At 61.9% G+C, this 18437-nt stretch carries 16 protein-coding genes; 15 read left to right on the plus strand and 1 reads right to left on the minus strand.

Features of this window, described 5'->3' with window-relative positions:
- Positions 1-125: 125 nt before the first annotated feature.
- Positions 126-1388: a cysteine--1-D-myo-inosityl 2-amino-2-deoxy-alpha-D-glucopyranoside ligase gene (gene mshC / locus ACFVHU_RS01155; RefSeq protein ID WP_133833382.1), complete on the plus strand. Its 1263-nt coding sequence runs from the start codon at positions 126-128 to the stop codon at positions 1386-1388.
- A 33-nt stretch (positions 1389-1421) separates the two neighbouring features.
- Here the strand turns inward: mshC and ACFVHU_RS01160 are convergent, their stop codons facing one another.
- Positions 1422-2330, minus strand: a complete 909-nt coding sequence (locus ACFVHU_RS01160; protein ID WP_133833381.1) for a PAC2 family protein — start codon at positions 2328-2330, stop codon at positions 1422-1424.
- 83 nt (positions 2331-2413) lie between these two features.
- Here ACFVHU_RS01160 and ACFVHU_RS01165 point away from each other — a divergent pair, with 83 nt between their 5' ends.
- From ACFVHU_RS01165 to ACFVHU_RS01230, 14 genes are all read left to right on the plus strand, one after another.
- On the plus strand, positions 2414-3127 hold the full coding sequence (locus ACFVHU_RS01165) for an HAD family phosphatase (protein WP_133833380.1): 714 nt from the start codon (positions 2414-2416) through the stop codon (positions 3125-3127).
- Positions 3124-4248: a site-2 protease family protein gene (locus tag ACFVHU_RS01170; RefSeq protein WP_388022016.1), complete on the plus strand. Its 1125-nt coding sequence runs from the start codon at positions 3124-3126 to the stop codon at positions 4246-4248. Before ACFVHU_RS01165 ends, ACFVHU_RS01170 begins: the two co-directional genes overlap by 4 nt.
- A 45-nt stretch (positions 4249-4293) precedes the next feature.
- The gene (locus ACFVHU_RS01175; protein WP_388022018.1) at positions 4294-5355 is read left to right on the plus strand and encodes a tRNA (adenine-N1)-methyltransferase; all 1062 of its coding nucleotides are present in this window, start codon (positions 4294-4296) and stop codon (positions 5353-5355) included.
- Positions 5356-5575: 220 nt separating this feature from the next.
- Positions 5576-7213: a proteasome ATPase gene (gene arc / locus ACFVHU_RS01180; protein ID WP_166650701.1), complete on the plus strand. Its 1638-nt coding sequence runs from the start codon at positions 5576-5578 to the stop codon at positions 7211-7213.
- Positions 7210-8826 (plus strand): depupylase/deamidase Dop, encoded by a 1617-nt coding sequence (gene dop / locus ACFVHU_RS01185; protein WP_388022020.1) that lies wholly within the window; start codon positions 7210-7212, stop codon positions 8824-8826. Before arc ends, dop begins: the two co-directional genes overlap by 4 nt.
- Before the next feature lie 66 nt (positions 8827-8892).
- A complete protein-coding gene (locus ACFVHU_RS01190; RefSeq protein ID WP_105657838.1) occupies positions 8893-9078 on the plus strand; it encodes a ubiquitin-like protein Pup in 186 nt (61 codons plus the stop codon).
- Between the two features lie 78 nt (positions 9079-9156).
- Entirely contained in the window at positions 9157-10530 is a 1374-nt protein-coding gene (gene pafA / locus ACFVHU_RS01195) for a Pup--protein ligase (RefSeq protein WP_388022022.1), read from the plus strand.
- 119 nt (positions 10531-10649) lie between these two features.
- Positions 10650-11585 carry an FKBP-type peptidyl-prolyl cis-trans isomerase gene (locus ACFVHU_RS01200; protein WP_332486254.1) on the plus strand — a complete coding sequence of 312 codons (936 nt, stop codon included), beginning with the start codon at positions 10650-10652 and terminating at the stop codon, positions 11583-11585.
- A gap of 16 nt (positions 11586-11601) precedes the next feature.
- Positions 11602-11997 carry an FKBP-type peptidyl-prolyl cis-trans isomerase gene (locus ACFVHU_RS01205; RefSeq protein ID WP_013348985.1) on the plus strand — a complete coding sequence of 132 codons (396 nt, stop codon included), beginning with the start codon at positions 11602-11604 and terminating at the stop codon, positions 11995-11997.
- A gap of 93 nt (positions 11998-12090) precedes the next feature.
- A complete protein-coding gene (locus tag ACFVHU_RS01210) occupies positions 12091-14094 on the plus strand; it encodes a helix-turn-helix transcriptional regulator (protein ID WP_388022025.1) in 2004 nt (667 codons plus the stop codon).
- A 102-nt stretch (positions 14095-14196) separates the two neighbouring features.
- The gene (locus tag ACFVHU_RS01215; protein ID WP_388022027.1) at positions 14197-14457 is read left to right on the plus strand and encodes a hypothetical protein; all 261 of its coding nucleotides are present in this window, start codon (positions 14197-14199) and stop codon (positions 14455-14457) included.
- 32 nt (positions 14458-14489) lie between these two features.
- The gene (gene tatA, locus ACFVHU_RS01220; RefSeq protein WP_105657843.1) at positions 14490-14705 is read left to right on the plus strand and encodes a Sec-independent protein translocase subunit TatA; all 216 of its coding nucleotides are present in this window, start codon (positions 14490-14492) and stop codon (positions 14703-14705) included.
- A 9-nt stretch (positions 14706-14714) separates the two neighbouring features.
- Complete coding sequence (gene tatC / locus ACFVHU_RS01225) at positions 14715-15581, plus strand: twin-arginine translocase subunit TatC (protein WP_105657844.1); 867 nt, start codon at positions 14715-14717, stop codon at positions 15579-15581.
- Positions 15582-15609: 28 nt separating this feature from the next.
- Positions 15610-18393, plus strand: a complete 2784-nt coding sequence (locus tag ACFVHU_RS01230; protein WP_332727056.1) for a DEAD/DEAH box helicase — start codon at positions 15610-15612, stop codon at positions 18391-18393.
- The last annotated feature ends 44 nt before the right edge of the window (positions 18394-18437 follow it).

Here is an 18437-nt window from a genome sequence, read left to right on the forward strand (position 1 = left end):
CAGGTTTTCCAAGATGTCCGTGGACTGCTTCACGGGCATCTTGCAGTTAACGGGAATAAACCTCGCCTTGCTTCACTTGGAGTTAAAGGAAGAAATACGTCGCATCTGCGAAAGGATGTCCATAAGTGCACGCGTGGAATAACCCTGAGGTACCTCAGGTGGCTGGTTCAGCACCAACACTGGAACTTTTCAATACCGCCACCGGAGCCCGACAGGCCACTGCGCCAGCGGATGAAGCTATTGCGCCGGCCAGCATGTACGTTTGCGGTATCACCCCCTATGACGCCACCCATATGGGCCACGCCGCCACATACGTCACCTTCGACCTGGTGCAGCGTACCTGGCGCGATGCCGGTCGAACCGTGGCCTACACCCAGAACATCACCGACGTGGACGACCCGCTGCTCGAACGCGCCGCAGCAACCAACGTCGATTGGCGCGAACTGGCCGAGTCGCAGATCCAGCTCTTCCGCGACGACATGGAAGCCCTGAACGTCATTCCGCCGCAGAACTACATCGGCGCGGTGGAATCCATCCACTGGCTGGTCCCGGTGGTCGAGCAGCTGCTCGATGCGGATCTGGCCTACCGTGTGCCAGCTGGTGCCGATGGGGTGGAAGGCGACGTGTACTTCGACACCCTGGCCGCCCAGAACGATGCCTGGAAACTGGGTGCCGTTTCGAACTACGACCGCCAGACCATGCTCGGCTTCTTCGCCGAACGCGGCGGGGATCCGGATCGTGCCGGCAAGCGCGATGCGCTGGACCCGCTGCTGTGGCGTGCCGCCCGCGAGGGCGAACCGTCATGGGATGGCGGCAAGCTCGGTTCCGGCCGCCCGGGCTGGCACATCGAATGCTCGGTGATTGCCCGCAAGACCCTGCCGGCCCCCTTCACCGTCCAAGGTGGCGGCTCGGACCTGATCTTCCCGCACCACGAATTCTCCGCGGCCCACGCAGCTGCTGGCGATAACGCGGAACTCGCGCAGACCTACGTGCACACCGGCATGGTGGGCCTGGACGGCGAAAAGATGAGCAAGTCCCTAGGCAACCTGGTGCTGGTTTCCAAACTGCGCGAAGCTGGCGTCGAGCCGGTAGCGATCCGCGCCGTACTGCTCTCCCAGCACTACCGCAGCGACTGGTTCTGGACCGAGCAATTGCTGGCCGCAGCCCAGCAGCGGGTGGCTGCCTGGCGCCAGGCCTTGGCCACCACCAGCACCGAGGACGCAGCCAAGGTAGTGGAAAGCATCCGCAAGCACATGGCAGATGACATCGATGCGCCCTCCGCGCTGGAGGCACTCGACCGGTGGGCTGCACAGCCGGCCGGCTCGAATGGCGACGGCGCCGAAGCGTTGCGCCACGGCATCGACGCGCTGCTGGGGCTCAAGCTCTAGGCAGCACCGCGCCAAGCATCCCGGGGTCCGGCTTCAGATATCGAAGTCGGACCCCGGGCTGTCTTTGCGGTACTTTCCCCGGCGGCGCAGATAGCGTTCGAATTCCCGGGCAATGGACTCGCCGCTGGCCTCGGGAAGCTCGCTGGTGTCCGTTGCCTGCTCCAGCTGTTCAACGTACTTGGCCACATCCGGATCCGCTGCCGCGAGCTCATCGACCCCATGCTTCCAGGCCAGCGCATCCTCGCGCAGTTTCTGGTCCGGCACGGAGACCGGGATGACTTCCTCCAGCAGCTCGATGATGGCCAGTTGCACCCGCGGGCTGGGGGACTGCGCAACATAGTGGGAGAGCTGCGCCCACAGCGACAGGCTCGGGATCCCGTACCGTTCGAACTCCACGCCGAGCACCGAGGGGATTCCGGTGGGCCCCTCATAGGTGGAGGCGCTGATCCTCAGGTGCTCCTGGAACCGCGGATCGTCGCTGGCCAGCGAGGTCGGCACCGGCCGGGTATGCGGCACATCGGCCAGCAAGGCGCCCAGGGTGAGCACGGTATGGGCATTGTGGGATTGGGCCACCTTGATGATCCGCGAGCAGAAGGTCTGCCATTTGAACGTCGGCTCGACACCCAGCACCACCAGCAGGTCGGCGGCCGCCTGGGGCAAATGGATCTTGAAGATCTCGGTGCACGGCCAGTCCACTACGCGCCCGCTCCCGGTGCGCCGGGTCTTGGGCCGGGTGAACTGGTAGTCGTAGAAATCGTCCTCGCCCACGGTGGCCACATGCTCATGGGCGTTGGACTCGAGCAGCAGGCGGACGGCGTCCGTGGCCGCCGAACCGGCGTCGTTCCACCCCTCGAAGGCAGCCAAGACGATGGTGGGGCGAATCTCATGCTGGGTCTTGGCGATATAGCTATTCAGCGTCGGGGCGTGGTATTCCTCGTTCATTGAAGACTCCTTGGCAGCACTCGATGCTCTCGGCGTGGCTCGCCGAAGCGGCTTAGCCCCACTCTTCCATCTAGAATGGACTCATGCCAAGCACCAGTTTTGACTTTGCCGCCGGAACCGAGCCCGCAACCCCGCAAGCTGTCCTGTGGGATATGGACGGTACGCTGATCGACACCGAACCCTATTGGCTGGCTGCCGAAGCTGAGCTGGTGGCTTCCCATGGCGGCTCATGGAGCCATGAACAAGGCCTGGCCCTGGTCGGCAACGCCTTGCCAGATGGCGCCCGGGCCCTGCAGCAGGCCGGGGTCAAGCTGGAGATCCGCGAGATCATCGACTGGCTCTCTGCCCGGGTGGTTGCCGGCATTCGCCGCGAGATCCCCTGGCGGCCAGGAGCCCGCGAATTGCTCGCGGCGTGCAAGCAGGCAGGCATCCCGCAGGCCCTGGTGACCATGTCCGAGCGCAGCATCGTCGATGAACTGATGCTCAGCATCCCCGAAGGCATCTTCCAGGCCAGCGTTACCGGTGAAGAGGTCGCCAACGGCAAGCCGCACCCGGAACCTTATCTGGCTGGACTGCAGCTGCTGGGCCAGTGCACCGGGAAAGAACTGGAAGCAGCCAGATGCATTGGTTTCGAGGATTCCGTGCCGGGCATCGCCTCGGCGTCCGCGGCCGGGCTGCATGCGGTGCTGGTCCCCAACGCCACCGACCCGGGCGAAGGCAATTGGCGCCGGATCGACAGCTTGGCATCCGTGGATGTACATGAAATGACTCGATGGTTGGTGCAGGTTAGCGCGTGAGCGACACTCAGGAAAAGTCCCCTGGAATCAAGCTGGGGCGTATCGGCGGCGTCCCGGTCTACCTCTCCAGCTCGTGGTTCATCATCACCGCGGTCATCACCTTCAGCGTTGGCATCCAGCTTTCGCGCGGCGGAATCATTCCGCCGCTGAACGCCTACCTGATGGGCCTGGCCTGCGCGGTGGCTATTGCCGTGGCCGTGCTGATCCATGAGGTCGCGCACGCGATGACCGCGCGCGCCTTCAAGTGGCCAGATGCGCACATCGTGTTGACGCTGATGGGCGGGCACACCCAGTTCGGTTCCTTCAAGGCCAAGCCCGGCGCCTCGCTCTGGGTGGCACTCTCCGGACCGCTGTCGAACTTCCTGCTGGCCGGAATCGGCTGGCTGGTGATCGAGAACGCGCCCATGGGCGTGTACCCGAACCTGCTGCTGGACTTCTTCGTCTATGCCAACCTGCTGCTCGGCGCCTTCAACGCGCTGCCCGGGCTTCCGCTCGATGGCGGGCGCCTGGTCGAATCGATCGTCTGGAAGGCCACCGGATCCCAGTTCAAGGGCACCATCGCCTCGAGCTGGGTGGGCCGGGCGATCGCCGTGGGCCTGGTCTTCTACTTCGTGATCTATCCTCTGGTACGCGGCGAGCAGCCCCAGATCATCACGGTGGTGGTCGGCATCATGGTGGCGATGTTCATGTGGCAAGCCACCACGCAGCTGATTGCGCACTCCAAGATGATGCTGAACCTGCCCACCGTGATCGCCACCGACTTGATGCGCCCGGCTTCGGCCATGGTTTCGCACGCAACCGTTGCCGACGTGCTCTCCCGCCAGAACGCGCGCGGGGGAGAGATCATCCTGGTCGACCCGAAGGGGATGCCGGTCGGGGTCATCGATGCGCAGGCGCTGTCCCGGGTGGACCCGAACCAGGCGGCCCAGGTTCCGGCCCTGGCCGTGTCCCGTGCCCTGGGCCAGGGCGCGATCGTGGCCGAGGATTCCGATGGCCGCGCATTGATCGACTACCTGGCCAGCGTGGACAGCGCCGAATACGCGGTGATCAGCGCCACCGGGCAGGTGGTGGGCCTGCTGCACCAGCGGCAGATCGTCAACGCCGTCACCGGACGCCGCTAGTAAACTCTATACAGACTGAAAAGCACCAAGAAAAGGATCACATCAGTGAGCGAAGCTAAGAGCCAGGCGCCGCACGGCGCGGCAGCCCGTCGCGGCCCCTTCCGTGTCGGCGACCGCGTGCAGCTGACCGACGAGAAACGCCGGATCAACACCATCACCCTGCAGCACGGTGGAGAGTTCCACACGCACAAGGGCGTGCTGCCGCACGAGGCCATCATCGGCCTGCCCGAAGGCTCGGTCATCGAGAATATCGACGGCTTCCGCTACCAGGCCCTGCGCCCGCTGGCCAAGGATTTCGTGCTCTCCATGCCGCGCGGCGCCACCGTGGTCTACCCGAAGGATGCCGCGCAGATCGTGCAATTCGGCGACATCTTCCCGGGCGCACGCGTCGTCGAAGCCGGCGTCGGTTCCGGCGCGCTGTCCATCTCGCTGCTGCGCGCGGTCGGCGATGAGGGCTTCCTGCACTCCTTCGAGCGACGCGAGGAATTCGCCGATATCGCCCGCGGCAACATCTCCACCGTCTTCGGTGGCGAGCACCCGTCGTGGCAGATCTCCATCGGCGACTTCCAGGACAGGGTCGTCGAGCTGGAAGAACCGGGCAGCATCGACCGCGTGGTCCTGGACATGCTCAGCCCCTGGGAGTGCCTGGATGCGGTAGCTACCGTGCTGGCGCCAGGCGGCGTGTGGACCAACTACGTGTCCTCGGTGACCCAGATGTCCCGCGTGGTCGAGGCCATCCGTGCTTCGGGCCAGTTCACCGAGCCAGAGTGCTTCGAAACCCTGGTGCGCGGCTGGCACGTCGACGGCCTGGCCGTCCGCCCGGATCACCGGATGGTGGCGCACACCGCATTCCTGATCACCTGCCGCCGTCTGGCCGATTCCGCCGATGGCATCCCGAAGGCCAAGCGCATCAAGGAGCACTCGTACTCCGATGAGGACCTGAGCGCATGGACGCGCGATCACGCCGACGGCGAGTGGACCGCTGAAGCACTGGGCGAGCGCGGCTTGTCGGATAAGAAGCTGCGCCGGGCCGCCCGCGATGCCAACCAGTCCGTGCGCGTGCGTGCCGCTGAAGAAGACGCCGAAGGCGCTGGCGGCGAAGCCTGAGCTGCAACCATATATTGAGATATTGCGTCTCATTATGTGACATTGGGCCCCGAGTGTTCTGCACTCGGGGCCTTCAGTTCCTAGGATGGAAGCAAGACGGTGCGCCAAGCACCGGAAAAAACCTCATCAGGGCGCACGAACCGCCCCGGTGACGTTGGATGTTGGAGGTTGGAACGTGAACGATAATCGCGAGGCAGAACAATTGGCCGAGCGGCTGCAGATGACCGAACGCCAGGTCAACGTGCTGCGCGACAAGAATCGCAACCTCGACAAGCAACTCGCCGGGATCAGCGGCAATAACAAGCGCCTGGTGGCCCTGCTGGAAACCACCCGCGAGCAGATCATCAACCTGAAGTCGGCGCTGGAAAAAGACGGGGACACTCCCTTCAGCCACGGCACCATCGTGGCCAAGCACCCGCGCAAGCACCCCGAACCCGGGCTCGGCATCGAATCCACCGGCGCCCAGTCCGCAGATGTCATCTACTCCGGGCGCAAGATGCGCGTGGCCGTCAGCCCGCTGATGGATTTCGACAAGCTGGTCATCGGCCAGCAGGTGCTGCTCAATGAAGCACTGGTGATCGTCGCGGCCCTGGGATTCGAGGAGACCGGTGAACTGGTCACGGTCAAGGAACTGCTGGAAAATCACCACGCCGTAGTCATGGCCCGTGCCGATGACCAGCGCGTCGTTGAACTCGCTGGCCCGCTGCGCGAGATGCACCTGCGCGTGGGCGACCAGCTGGCCATCGACTCACGTTCGGGCATGGCGGTATCCCGCGTCCAGCTCACCGACATGCAGTCACTGGTGCTCGAGGAAGTCCCGGACATTGCCTACTCGGACATTGGCGGGCTGAACTCGCAGATCGAAGCCATCAAGGACTCGGTGGAGCTGCCCTTCACCCACCCTGAGCTGTACCGCGAACACGGGTTGAGCGCGCCAAAGGGGATTCTGCTCTACGGCCCTCCGGGCTGCGGCAAGACCCTGATCGCCAAGGCGGTGGCGCACTCCCTGGCCCAGCGCGTCGTCGAGCGCAAGGAAGGGGCCAGCAACCGCAGCTACTTCCTGAACATCAAGGGACCGGAGCTGCTGGACAAGTACGTGGGCGAAACCGAGCGGCACATCCGCCTGATCTTCGCCCGCGCCCGGGAGAAGGCGCTGCATGGAGATCCGGTGGTGGTGTTCTTCGACGAGATGGAAGCGCTGTTCCGTACCCGCGGCACCGGTGTCTCCTCGGATGTGGAAACCACCATCGTGCCGCAGCTGCTGGCCGAAATTGACGGCGTCGAGCGCCTGGATAACGTGATTGTCATCGGCGCGTCCAACCGCGAGGACATGATCGACCCGGCGATCCTGCGTCCGGGACGCCTGGACGTCAAGATCAAGATCCGCCGTCCCGATGCCGAGGGCGCCACAGAAATCTTCAGCAAGTACCTGACGACCGAACTGCCGCTGCACGCCGATGAGCTCGATGCCGATGCCGGGGATGCCGGCGCCACCATAGCGCGCATGATCCGCGGAGCCGTCCAGGCAATGTACTCCACCGAGCGGATCAACGAATTCCTCGAAGTCACCTATGTTACCGGTGCCACCGAAGTGCTCTATTTCAAGGACTTCGCCTCGGGCGCGGTCATCCACAACATCGTGGACCGCGCCAAGAAGCATGCCATCAAGGCGCTGATTACGCAGAACGAGCGCGGACTGAAAATGGAGTACCTGCTGCGTGCGGTGCGCGAAGAGTTCGCCGAGCACGAAGACATGCCCAACACCACCAACCCCGATGATTGGGCCCGGATTTCCGGCCGCAAGGGCGAGCGGATCAGCAACATCCGTTCCCTGGTCCAGCAGCAGGCCGGCAAATGAGCGCCCGTCGCCTGGTCGGCCTGGAAACCGAATACGGAATTATCCGCCCGAACATGCCCAAGGCCAACGCCACGGTGCTTTCGGCGCAGATCGTTGACGCCTACGCGCAATTGGTCGCCGAGCAGGATTCGGCGGCCAAGGCAGCACGCTGGGACTACAGCGACGAATCCCCGCTGCAAGATGCGCGCGGATTCGCCATGGACCGGGCCCAAGCGCATCCGAGCCAGCTGACCGACCTGGAGCCGGGGCTGGACGACGAGGGCATCTGGACCGCCGAATCCATTGCGCTGGATGGCAATGACGCGCATCTGGGTTCCACGCTCTATCAGGAGAAGGAATCCACGGATGTCGTGATGAATATGGTCCTGGGCAATGGCGCACGCCTGTACGTCGACCACGCCCACCCGGAATACTCCAGCCCCGAATCGATGACTCCGCGTGATGCGGTGCTCTGGGACCAAGCCGGCGATGAAGTGATGCGCCGCGCCGCGGCCGCCGCCCAGCGCCTGGGCAGCGGGGAACTGCTGCTGTACAAGAACAACACCGATAACAAGTCGGTCTCCTACGGCTCGCATGAGAACTACCTGATGCCGCGCGGCATCGAGTTCTCCTCGATTGTCCGCGGGCTCACCCCGTTCTTTGCCAGCCGGCAGATCTTCTGCGGTGCCGGCCGGGTGGGCCAGGGCATGCTCAACGAGCGCGCCGCCTTCCAGGTCTCCCAGCGTGCCGACTTCTTCGAGGCGGAAGTGGGCCTGGAAACCACGATCAACCGCCCGATCATCAATACCCGCGATGAACCGCACGCGAACTGGGACAAGTACCGCCGCCTGCACGTGATCATCGGGGATGCGAACCTCGGGCAGATTTCCACCCTGCTGCGCGTGGGCACTACCAACTTGGTGCTCTCGCTGATCGAAGCGGGGATGGCCCCGCAGCTGGAACTGGTCGAGCCGGTCCTGGCCTTGCAGCAAATCAGCCACGACCCCACGCTGAAGGCCAAGGTGCGGTTGCGCGGCGGGGTCCAGCTCACCGCCATTGAAATCCAGCGCCATTACCTGCATGCGGCAGAAAACTACTGTGCGGCACGCGGGATTGATGATCCGGACACCACCGAGATCCTCAGCCGTTGGGCGCAGATCCTGGATTTGCTCGAGCGCGACCCGATGGACGCGGCAGATCAGATTGACTGGATCGCCAAATACCAGCTGGTCAACGGCTTCGCCCAGCGCCACCAGCTTGAGCTGTCCGATCCACGCGTGGCGATGCTGGACCTGCAATGGGCTGATCTGCGGACCGACAAGGGCCTGTACTACCGCATGGCCGAACGCGGGGCCATCCAGAGGATCTTCAGCCAGCAGGAGATCAACCAAGCCGTGGGCGCCCCGCCGGAGGATACCCGCGCCTACCTGCGCGGCATGACCCTGCAGCGCTATGCGCCCTACGTCGTCGCAGCGAACTGGGATGCGTTGTCCTTCGCCGTCCCCGGGGCGCGCAAGATCAGCCGCTTCCACATGCCCGAGCCGCTGGGCGGAACCCGTGCGCAGGTTGGCGAGCTGTTCGACACGCAGCTGGAGATTGCGGAATTTATCGACGAATTGGCCAGGCGTCGCTAATCGGCGCAGAATAGGTATGAGTCTCGGCGCGTAATTCCGGGATTCACGACGACTTAGGAGAAAACGATGACTCAGGAAAGCTTCTCGGCCCGCCGCAGCACCCAGAACCAGCAGGCCGAAACGGAACAGGTCCAGGTGAATACCACCGGCCAGTCCGCCGGCGTGGATGACCTGCTGGACGAGATCGACTCGGTGCTGGAATCCAACGCTGAAGAGTTTGTCCGCGGATTCGTGCAAAAGGGCGGCCAGTAAGCCCCAACGGGCACACAGCTTTGGAAGTCGTGTTCTGACCAATGTGGCGGAACCGCAGTTGAGGGGAAGTAGCTTCGCGTGGATCGCAGAATCTTTGGTCTGGAAACCGAATTCGGGCTGAATTATGTCCCGTCGGATGGGCGCCGGCTCACCCCGGAGGATGCCGCACGGCACCTGTTCAAGCCGGTAGTCAGCTGGGGGCGCAGTTCGAATGTGTTCCTGGAGAACGGCTCGCGCCTCTACCTGGATGTGGGCTCGCACCCGGAGTACGCCACCGCGGAATGCGACCAGCTCAAGCAGCTGATCGCCCACGACCGCGCTGGGGAGGCGTTCATGCTGGACCTCGTTGACCAGGCAGAGGACCAGCTGGCCGAGGAAGGCCACGAAGGCCGGATCTACATGTTCAAGAACAATGTGGACTCCGCCGGGAACTCCTATGGCTGCCACGAGAACTACCTGATTCCACGCAAAATCGAGTTCAAGCGCCTCGCTGACATGCTCATCCCTTTCCTCGTCACCCGCCAGCTATTGTGCGGTGCCGGGCATCTGATCACCGATGAAGAGCAGACCAAGTACGTCTTCTCCCAGCGCGCCGATCACATGTGGGAGGGGGTCTCCTCGGCCACAACGCGCTCGCGTCCGATCATCAATACCCGCGATGAGCCGCACGCCGATGCCGAGTACCACCGCCGGCTGCATGTCATAGTGGGCGACTCGTCGATGAGCGAAACCACCCAGCTGCTGAAGATCGGCGCCACCGACCTGGTGCTGCGCCTGATCGAATCCGGCGAAATCTACCACGATCTGCGACTGGAAAACCCGATTCGCTCCATCCGCCAGATCTCCCACGATTTCACTGGCCAGACCGTGGTGCGGCTCATGGGCGGCGACGAACCGACCGCACTGCAGATCCAGTGGATCCTCTTCGAATCCGTCAAGGAATTCATCGCCCGCCACGGCGCGCACCACGACCAGGTGGATACCGTCCTGGAATTGTGGGAACGCACGCTGAACGCAGTGGAAAGCCAGGACTTCTCGCTGATCGACCGGGACATCGACTGGGCGATCAAGCACAAGCTGCTCACGGGCTATGCCCAGAAGAACTCCCTGGAGCTCTCGGCGCCACGGATCGCGCAGCTGAACCTGACTTACCATGACATCGACCCGCAGCGCGGCCTGTTCCACCTGCTCAAGCGCCGCGGCCTGGCCAGCGCAGTCGTCTCCGACGCTGAAATCAATCAGGCTGTGAACAACCCGCCAGCCACGACACGCGCGGCACTGCGAAGCAAATTCATTCACGCCGCCCGCGCCAATGGGCGACGCTATAGCGCCGATTGGGTCCACATGAAGTATGAGGATGGCCCGGGCGGAATTGTGCTGTGCAAGGACCCGTTCGCAACCACCAATTCACAGATTGACGAGCTCATTGAGCTGATGGGCCAGCAGCTTTAGCTAGCTGGAAACAAGTATTTACACAGCAAAAACCTCTAAGCTGGACGCAGATCATTACGGGCCTTGCCCTGTGCAAGCCCGCAATGCATGACCAGCTAGTCCAACCGGAAAGAAGATTCGTGCGAAAAGTTTTGGCAGTATGCGCCACCGCGTCCATCCTTGCCCTGGCGTCCTGCGGTTCGGGTTCGTCATCCCTGAGCGGCATCGACGTCAAGCCAGCAGAAGATAGCAAGACCGCACCTGAGGTCAAATTCGATGCGCCGCTCCTGACCGAAAAGTCAGAAGCAGTCACCGTGGTGGAGGGCGAGGGTTCCGACATCAAGGAAGGCGACACCATCCAGATCCAGTCGGGCCTGTACAAGACCATCGACGGCCTGCTGACCAATGAGAACTTCACTGCTGATCCGGCTCCCATGAAGGTTGACGAGACGCTCAAGGAGCAGATGCCCGAGCTCTACGAAACCCTGCTGAAGTCCCAGATTGGCGACTGGATCGCCTACGCAGCCATCGAAGGCGTTCAGCAGCCGGACGGGTCCATCGCCGAACCGGCCGAAGGCTCGCGTGCCGAACGGCTGATCGTGATCAAGATTGCGGACTCCAAGAGCCCTAGCCAGACGATGGGCAAGGAAGAAGTCCAGCAGCTCAAGGACGACGGCAAGCTCCCCACCGTGAAGACCGGCAAGGGCGATCCGCAGATCACCATCCCCAAGGACACCGAAGCCCCGGCAGGCCTGGCAGTGGACGTCCTTGAAGAAGGCGACGGCCCAGCCGTTGGCCAAACGTCCAAGGTCACTGCCCACTACCACGGCGTGCGCTGGGAAGATGGCAAGAAGTTCGACGGCAACTTCGGCAACGAAGAAGGCTTCGAAGCCGATATGGCCGGCGGAGTCATCCAGGGCTGGCTGCAGGGCTTCCAGGGCCTGAAGGAAGGCAGCAAGGTCTTGCTGACTGTCCCAACGGACTTGGCCTACGGCGAAACAGCTGAAGCCCAGGGGCGTCCTGCAGGACCACTGGTCTTCTACGTAGAATTAGACAAGGTAAGCGAAAGCAAGTAACAGAAAGGCCGTGACTATGTCGTTCGGAGAACGCAACTACGACCGCACCAAGCCTGAGATCGATTTCCCGGGCACCGACGCTCCTGAAGAACTGGTCATCACCGACCTGGTCGAGGGAACCGGCGCCGAGGTCACCCCAGGCACCACCGTTGAAGCGCACTATGTAGGCGTTGCCTGGTCCACCGGCGAAGAGTTCGACTCTTCCTGGGGCCGCGGGCAGACCCTCGACTTCCCAGTGGGTGTCGGAATGGTTATCCAGGGCTGGGACCAGGGCCTGCTGGGCATGAAGGTCGGCGGCCGTCGCCGACTGGATATCCCATCGCACCTGGCCTACGGCGAGCGTGGCGCCCCAGGCGCCATTGCGCCTAACGAAGCACTGATTTTCGTTGTGGATCTGATGGGCACCAAGTAATTCCAAGTGCTGGCAATGGCCTCGATTAAATAATCGGGGCCATTGCTGTCCCAGAAGTCATCCTTATCGGCGAAAGTTGGTTAGTCTAGGCACGTGAGCACAAAGCAATCCCCGGGACCCAGCAAGGCAGAACGCCTGACCAGCCTCATCTATGCGCTGGCAACTAAATCACGGAAGTTCAACGCCGACCGCATTGGATCCTATTTGGTGCCAGGCGGTACCAAGGAGACCCGAGAGAAGGCGCTGGATCGCCTCAAGGACGATATCCGCAATGACTTCGGGTTGCAGCTGGACAAAGAAGTAATCGACGATGTTACGTACTACAGCATCGACACGACCGAGTGGTTCTTGCCGCCGGTGGAATTCAGCCCCGCAGAAGCCGGCCTGGTCGCATTGGCCGCGAGCCTTTGGAAAGACACCAAGCTCCAGTCATTGGGGCTCAATGCCGCGGCCCGAGTCACCGGCCATGATGGCGTGGCCTCGCCGGTCGCTCCGTTGGCCGGCTCATTGGTCCCACGCCTTTCCATGGATGAACCGAACTTCCGCGAATGCGCCCTGGCGGTCTTCAACCGCAACACGCTCAAGTTCGCCTATACGTCCTCTGGCGGCGCACAGAGCGAACGAATTGTTGATGTGTGGGGGATCGGGCAGCGCTACGGCAACTGGTACTTCACCGGCTATGACCACACGCGGAAAGATACCCGTGTCTTCCGCCTCTCGCGGGTTCAGGGCAAGTTCACGAATTACCGGCATGGCGGCGCTAACGCCGACGGGCAGTACCACGCCCGCCCCCAGGATTTCGACATGACCCAGGTCTTGCAGGATTTCGACCTGCAGAATCCGGGACTGGTGGCAACGGTGCGGCTCTTGGGCGATGAAGCAATCCCGCTGCGCGCCCAGGCAGTAAATGGCCGCAGCGATCAGGATGAGCTGCAGATCGGCTATGCGGATCCGCATTCATTTGCCCAGCAGCTGGCAGCTTATGGTCCGGCCGTGAAAGTCCTGGGACCCTCCGAACTGGTGGCCCAGGTGCGCCGGATTCTGCGCGACGCGCGCAGCTCCCAGACCAGCCAGGGCAACCAGGATGCCTACGCAGAGGTGAAGTTCCGTCCGCATCGCGCCACCGGCCGTGGCACCACCACAACTCAGGTCATGCGAAATATCGACATGATCCAGTATGTGCACGCCCATGGTGCCGTAGAAATCGAAGCGCTGGCAGAACGCTACTCCATGAGCGTTGCCAAGGTCCGTGAAGAGCTGGCCATGATCATGATGTGCGGTGTCCCGTACGGCCAGCATGACGAACTGATCAACGTCAATGACGGCGACGTTGAATCCGATACCGTTACGATCTCCAATGCAGCCCTGCTGGCCGAGCCGCAGAAGCTGGCGCCGCTGGAAGCAGTAGCCGTGCTCGGCGGGCTCAACGCCCTGGCAAGCATTCCCGAGTTCGAGCACCAGCAGGTGCTCGACGCGGCACTGGCCAAGGTGAATTCCGCGGTGGCCCGTTTTGACGGCTGGAGCGGGGCGCTGGGCTTCGCACTGTCCGAGGCGCGCGAGAACGATATTCCGCAGCAGCTGATTCAGGCGATTCGTTCCCAAGACGTCGTGCGCATCGATTACTACTCGGCCCGTTCGCGAACTCACCAGGTTCGCGATGTGGAACCGATCCGGCTCATTGAAGACGGAGCGGTGCAGTACCTGCGGGCTTGGTGCCGAAAGCGCCAGAGCCTATTAACTTTCCGGGTGGACCGGATGTTAAGTGTGGAAACTGCCGGTGAACAATTCGAGCTGGCGGCTCGGCATGAAGACCAGCAAGATGTCCAGATCCGGTATGCCTCCAACGACGATGACTTAGAGGTCATGGTCTATGTAGACGCCGAGATCTTACCGGTTATCGAAGCTTTCCATCCTCTTTCCTGGTCCACGGGAAAGGTCGGTACGGGGTATCTGGCCAACGTCCGGTTCTCGGATCACCAGGTAGCTGCGCCGCTCGTGGCTCGCCATAGCGGTAAACTGACTGTGGTCTCTCCTGACGCTACGCGCGAACAGGTAGTGAACTGGTTGGACGAGGCTATCGCAATGTATGAGGATTAATAGATGCTTCCTTGGTGGTTTTGGGTACTTTTGTGGACTGTGCTCGTTTTGGCGACAATACTTGTTGCGGCACTTGCCGGCTTCCGTTTGTTCAAACGGGGAATGGCGGTCGTCGAGGGCCTGGGCGACGCTGCGGATCACATCAGCGCCGGTTTAAGCCAGGAGGGCACCGTCGTCGAGTACGCTACGAACCCTCGTCGCTACCCGCACGGAACCGATGCCACGCACGCGGATCCGGAGAAGATCAAAAAGCTTCGCGATAAGGGCAAAGCTGAAAGAATCGAGGCGCGTCGAGTTCGCCGCGTCGCACGTCGCGCACAGCGCGGCCAAGCTCAGAACATGCGCGATCTTGGCTTGTTCTGACGTAGACTTTAGATAGAGAGAAGGGAATCCACATGGGTGGCTTACAGGGATGGCATTTGGTCATCATTATCGTGCTTGCACTGCTGCTTTTCGGCGCTCCAAAGCTTCCAGGCTTGGCTCGCTCGATGGGCCAGTCGCTGCGCATTTTCAAGTCCGAGGTTCGCCAGATGAAGGATGATGATCCTAAATCTGAAACCGTTGATGGCACCATCAATGATCCGAACCCCAACGAAAAGAACAACTCGTAGACCTCTTCAGTGGCAACAAATAAAGACAAGAACCCGCGCAGCAAGAAGAAGCGGGCCAAGGACGCAGAAGGTCGGATGGCTCTCAAAGAGCATCTGATTGAAGCACGGAACCGGTTATTCAAGTCGCTCATCGCGCTGACCTTGGGCACGGTAGCCGGTTTCTTCGTATACGACTGGCTGCTTGCCTTGCTGATCGCGCCTGTGAAAGCTGCCGGCGGCTCGGTAGTGTTCACCGCGGTGATGTCACCCTTCGACATCATGATCAAGGTGGCGCTGTTCGTCGGCCTGATCGTTTCCTCGCCGGTGTGGCTCTACCAGCTGTGGGCATTCATCGTGCCGGGACTGAAAAAGAACGAGCGCCGTTTGAGCTACAGCTTCGTAGCAGCCGCGGTTCCGCTGTTCCTTGGCGGCGTGGCGATGGCCTACTTCGTTCTTCCGTTTGCGCTGGAATTCTTCATTAGCCTGTCGCCGGAGAACTCGGATAACCTGCTGAACATTTCCGAGTACCTGCCGTTTATCTTCCGCCTGCTCCTGGCATTCGGCTTGGCCATGCTGGTACCGGTACTGATGGTTGGCCTGAACATGGTTGGCGTCCTGCCAGCCAAGCTCATCTTGAAGAACTGGCGTATCACCGTCTTCCTCATCGCCCTGGTTGCCGCTATGGCAGCACCAGGCGGCGATGCAATCACCATGTTCGCGTTGGCTGGACCGTTGTTCCTCACCTTCGCCGTTGCCACCTTGATCTGCCACTTCAACGACAAGAAGCGCGCAAAGAAGCTGGCGGCACGGGAAGCCGAGAATGAACGCCTAGCAGCTGGTGAAACTTCTGGCATTGAAACCCCTAGCTCGATTGACGAACCTAAATCCCAGCTCTGAACCAGGGCAAGAAAGTGAACGACCACAAGTGACTTCACCCGCGGAACGCTACGCGAATTCCAAGGCACGGCAGGTCGAAAACGGCACTGCACTTCCTGGATTCCGGGCAAGCATCTCCTTCGACCTGGATCCATTCCAGGCCGAAGCTTGCCAGAAGGTCGCAGAAGGGCACAGCGTACTGGTCGCTGCGCCCACCGGCGCCGGAAAAACTGTTGTTGGCGAATACGCCATCTACCAGGCTCTAGGCGAGAACCGCAAGGCTTTCTACACCACGCCCATCAAGGCGCTGAGCAACCAGAAGTATTCGGAACTGGTCAATCGCTATGGAGCGCAGAAGGTCGGGTTGCTGACCGGCGACACCTCCATCAACTCCGAAGCGCAGATCGTCGTCATGACCACCGAAGTGCTGCGCAATATGCTGTACGCGGATTCCCAAACCCTCGACGGCTTGGGCTACGTGATCATGGATGAGGTCCACTACCTCGCCGATAAGTTCCGTGGTGCCGTATGGGAAGAAGTCATCATCCATCTGCCGTCCAACGTGCAGATCATTTCACTCTCGGCAACCGTGTCCAACGCCGAGGAATTCGGTGGCTGGCTGGATACCGTCCGGGGCCAGACCGATGTCATCGTCTCCGAGCATCGCCCGGTGCCGCTCTTCCAGCACGTCATGGTCGGCCCTAACGTGGTGGACCTGTTTGCCGAAGACGTAGCCTTCGACAAGGTGGCTGAAGACGATTCAAAGGCCTCGGTCAACCCCGAACTGCGAAAACTCGTACGCTCCCACAGCCCTGGCGGCCGAGTGCAGCGCGGCCGGGGTCGCGGCGGCCGCGGCCCCCAGCGCAGTTCAGGCATGGGGCACCGCATCAACCGTCCAGCGGTTATCGGGAAGCTTGACCGGGCTGCTCTGCTGCCAGCTATCTTCTTCATTTTCTCCCGCAAGGGCTGCGATATGGCCGTGCAGCAGTGCGCCATGGCTGACCTGCGCCTGACGACCAATGAAGAAGCCGCCGAGATCGCGCAAGCGCTGGATGAAGTCGCCTACCGGATCCCCAGCGAAGACCTGGACGTTCTGGAATTCTGGTCCTGGCGCGATGGTCTGGTTCGCGGCTTCGCTTCCCACCACGCCGGCCTGCTCCCGATCTTCAAGGAAATCGTTGAAGACCTCTTTGCACGCAACCTGATCAAGGTGGTGTTCGCAACCGAGACCCTGGCACTGGGCGTGAACATGCCAGCACGCTCGGTCGTGCTGGAAAAACTGGTCAAATTCAACGGCGAATCCCACGTGCAGATCTCTTCGGGGGAGTACACCCAGCTCACCGGCCGTGCCGGGCGCCGCGGCATTGACGTCGAAGGCCATTCAATTGTTGTCTGGAACCCCGACCTGGAACCGGAATCCTTGGCAGGACTCGCTTCGAAGCGAACCTATCCGCTGAATTCCTCGTTCCGTCCGACCTACAACATGTCCACCAACTTGCTGGCGCAGTTTGGCCGTGAACAGACTCGTCAAATCCTCGAAACCTCCTTTGCCCAGTACCAGGCGGACCGTTCCGTGGTGGGCATGGCGCGCCAGGTGCGTTCCAAGGAAGAATCCCTGGCCGGCTACGCCAAGTCGATGGAATGCCATCTCGGAGATTTCACCGAGTACCTGAAACTCCAACGAAACCTGGCCCAGGTCGAGAAGAACGCTGCGAAGGACCGCCGCCACGAGCGCCGTTCGGCAGCTGAGCAGTCACTGCAGGCCGTGATCCGCGGCGACGTGGTGGACCTGCCAGGTGGCCGCCGCTTCGGCCGCGCCGTGGTCGTCGAGCTTGATAAGGCCATGTACAACCCGCGACACACCGTGCTGACCGAAGAAGCGCAGCTTCGCCGGCTCTCGGTGGAAGACCTCAACGGACCAGTGCAGATCATTTCGCGGATCAAGATTCCCAAGGGGTTCAACGGGCGCACACCGAAGGAGCGCCGGGACCTTGCTTCATCCTTGCGCAACGCGATCTACGAGTCGCGTCCTCCACGCCAGGACGCCCAGAGCTTTGATTTCGAAGGCTCGGATTCCTTCGAGCGTGAAATCAACGCACTGCGCCTGGAGCTCAAGGACCATCCTTGCCACGCCTGCTCGGAGAAGGACCAGCACATGCGCTGGGCCGACAGGTACTGGAAGCTGAAGAAGGACACGGACAAGGCCCGTCGCGCCATCCGCGGGCGAACCAATACCATTGCCACGCAGTTCGACAAGGTCTGCAAAGTGCTCGAGCAGTTCGAATACCTCGTGCCTTCCGAGGGCGGCGAAGATTTCGCGCTGACCGACTCGGGCCGCCGCCTGCGCCGCATCTATGGCGACCGAGATCTGCTCACCAGCCAAATCCTGGAGACCGGCAAGCTCACGCAGCTCAATGCGGAAGAACTCTGCGCGGTTGTCGCCAGCCTGGTCTACCAGGCACGCCGCGACGGGGACCGTGCCGATCCGAAAATGCCAACGGGCAAGATCGATGACATCTGGAATAGCACCATCAAGATTTGGGGCGAGCTATCGGACGCTGAAGAGGCCTTGGGCCTTGACCCGACCGCTCCACCGGAATCCGGTTTGATCTGGCCAATGTACAAGTGGGCCCGCGGTTCGAGCCTGAACAGCGCGCTGCGCGGTACCGATCTGGCACCGGGTGACTTCGTGCGCTGGGCCAAGCAGGTCATCGACACATTGGACCAGTTCGCAAAGAATAGCGACCTTCCGCCATTGCTGGTTCGCAATGCCTACAAGGCAGTAGACCAGATCAAGCGCGGTGTAGTGGCCTACTCGAACGTGCTGGACTAGCCAGCAGGTCCAGCCGAAAAACTTATTAGCCAGTGCACGAGAAA

The organism is Glutamicibacter sp. NPDC127525 (genome assembly GCF_042672105.1).
GTDB lineage: Bacteria > Actinomycetota > Actinomycetes > Actinomycetales > Micrococcaceae > Glutamicibacter.

Coding starts and splice junctions, on each gene's coding strand:
- ACFVHU_RS01205 (WP_013348985.1), top strand. CDS start 11,602: ATGTCGTTCGGAGAACGCAACTACGACCGCACCAAGCCTGAGATCGAT.
- ACFVHU_RS01215 (WP_388022027.1), top strand. CDS start 14,197: ATGGCGGTCGTCGAGGGCCTGGGCGACGCTGCGGATCACATCAGCGCC.
- ACFVHU_RS01190 (WP_105657838.1), top strand. CDS start 8,893: ATGACTCAGGAAAGCTTCTCGGCCCGCCGCAGCACCCAGAACCAGCAG.
- tatA (WP_105657843.1), top strand. CDS start 14,490: ATGGGTGGCTTACAGGGATGGCATTTGGTCATCATTATCGTGCTTGCA.
- ACFVHU_RS01160 (WP_133833381.1), bottom strand. CDS start 2,330: ATGAACGAGGAATACCACGCCCCGACGCTGAATAGCTATATCGCCAAG.
- dop (WP_388022020.1), top strand. CDS start 7,210: ATGAGCGCCCGTCGCCTGGTCGGCCTGGAAACCGAATACGGAATTATC.
- arc (WP_166650701.1), top strand. CDS start 5,576: ATGACCGAACGCCAGGTCAACGTGCTGCGCGACAAGAATCGCAACCTC.
- ACFVHU_RS01165 (WP_133833380.1), top strand. CDS start 2,414: ATGCCAAGCACCAGTTTTGACTTTGCCGCCGGAACCGAGCCCGCAACC.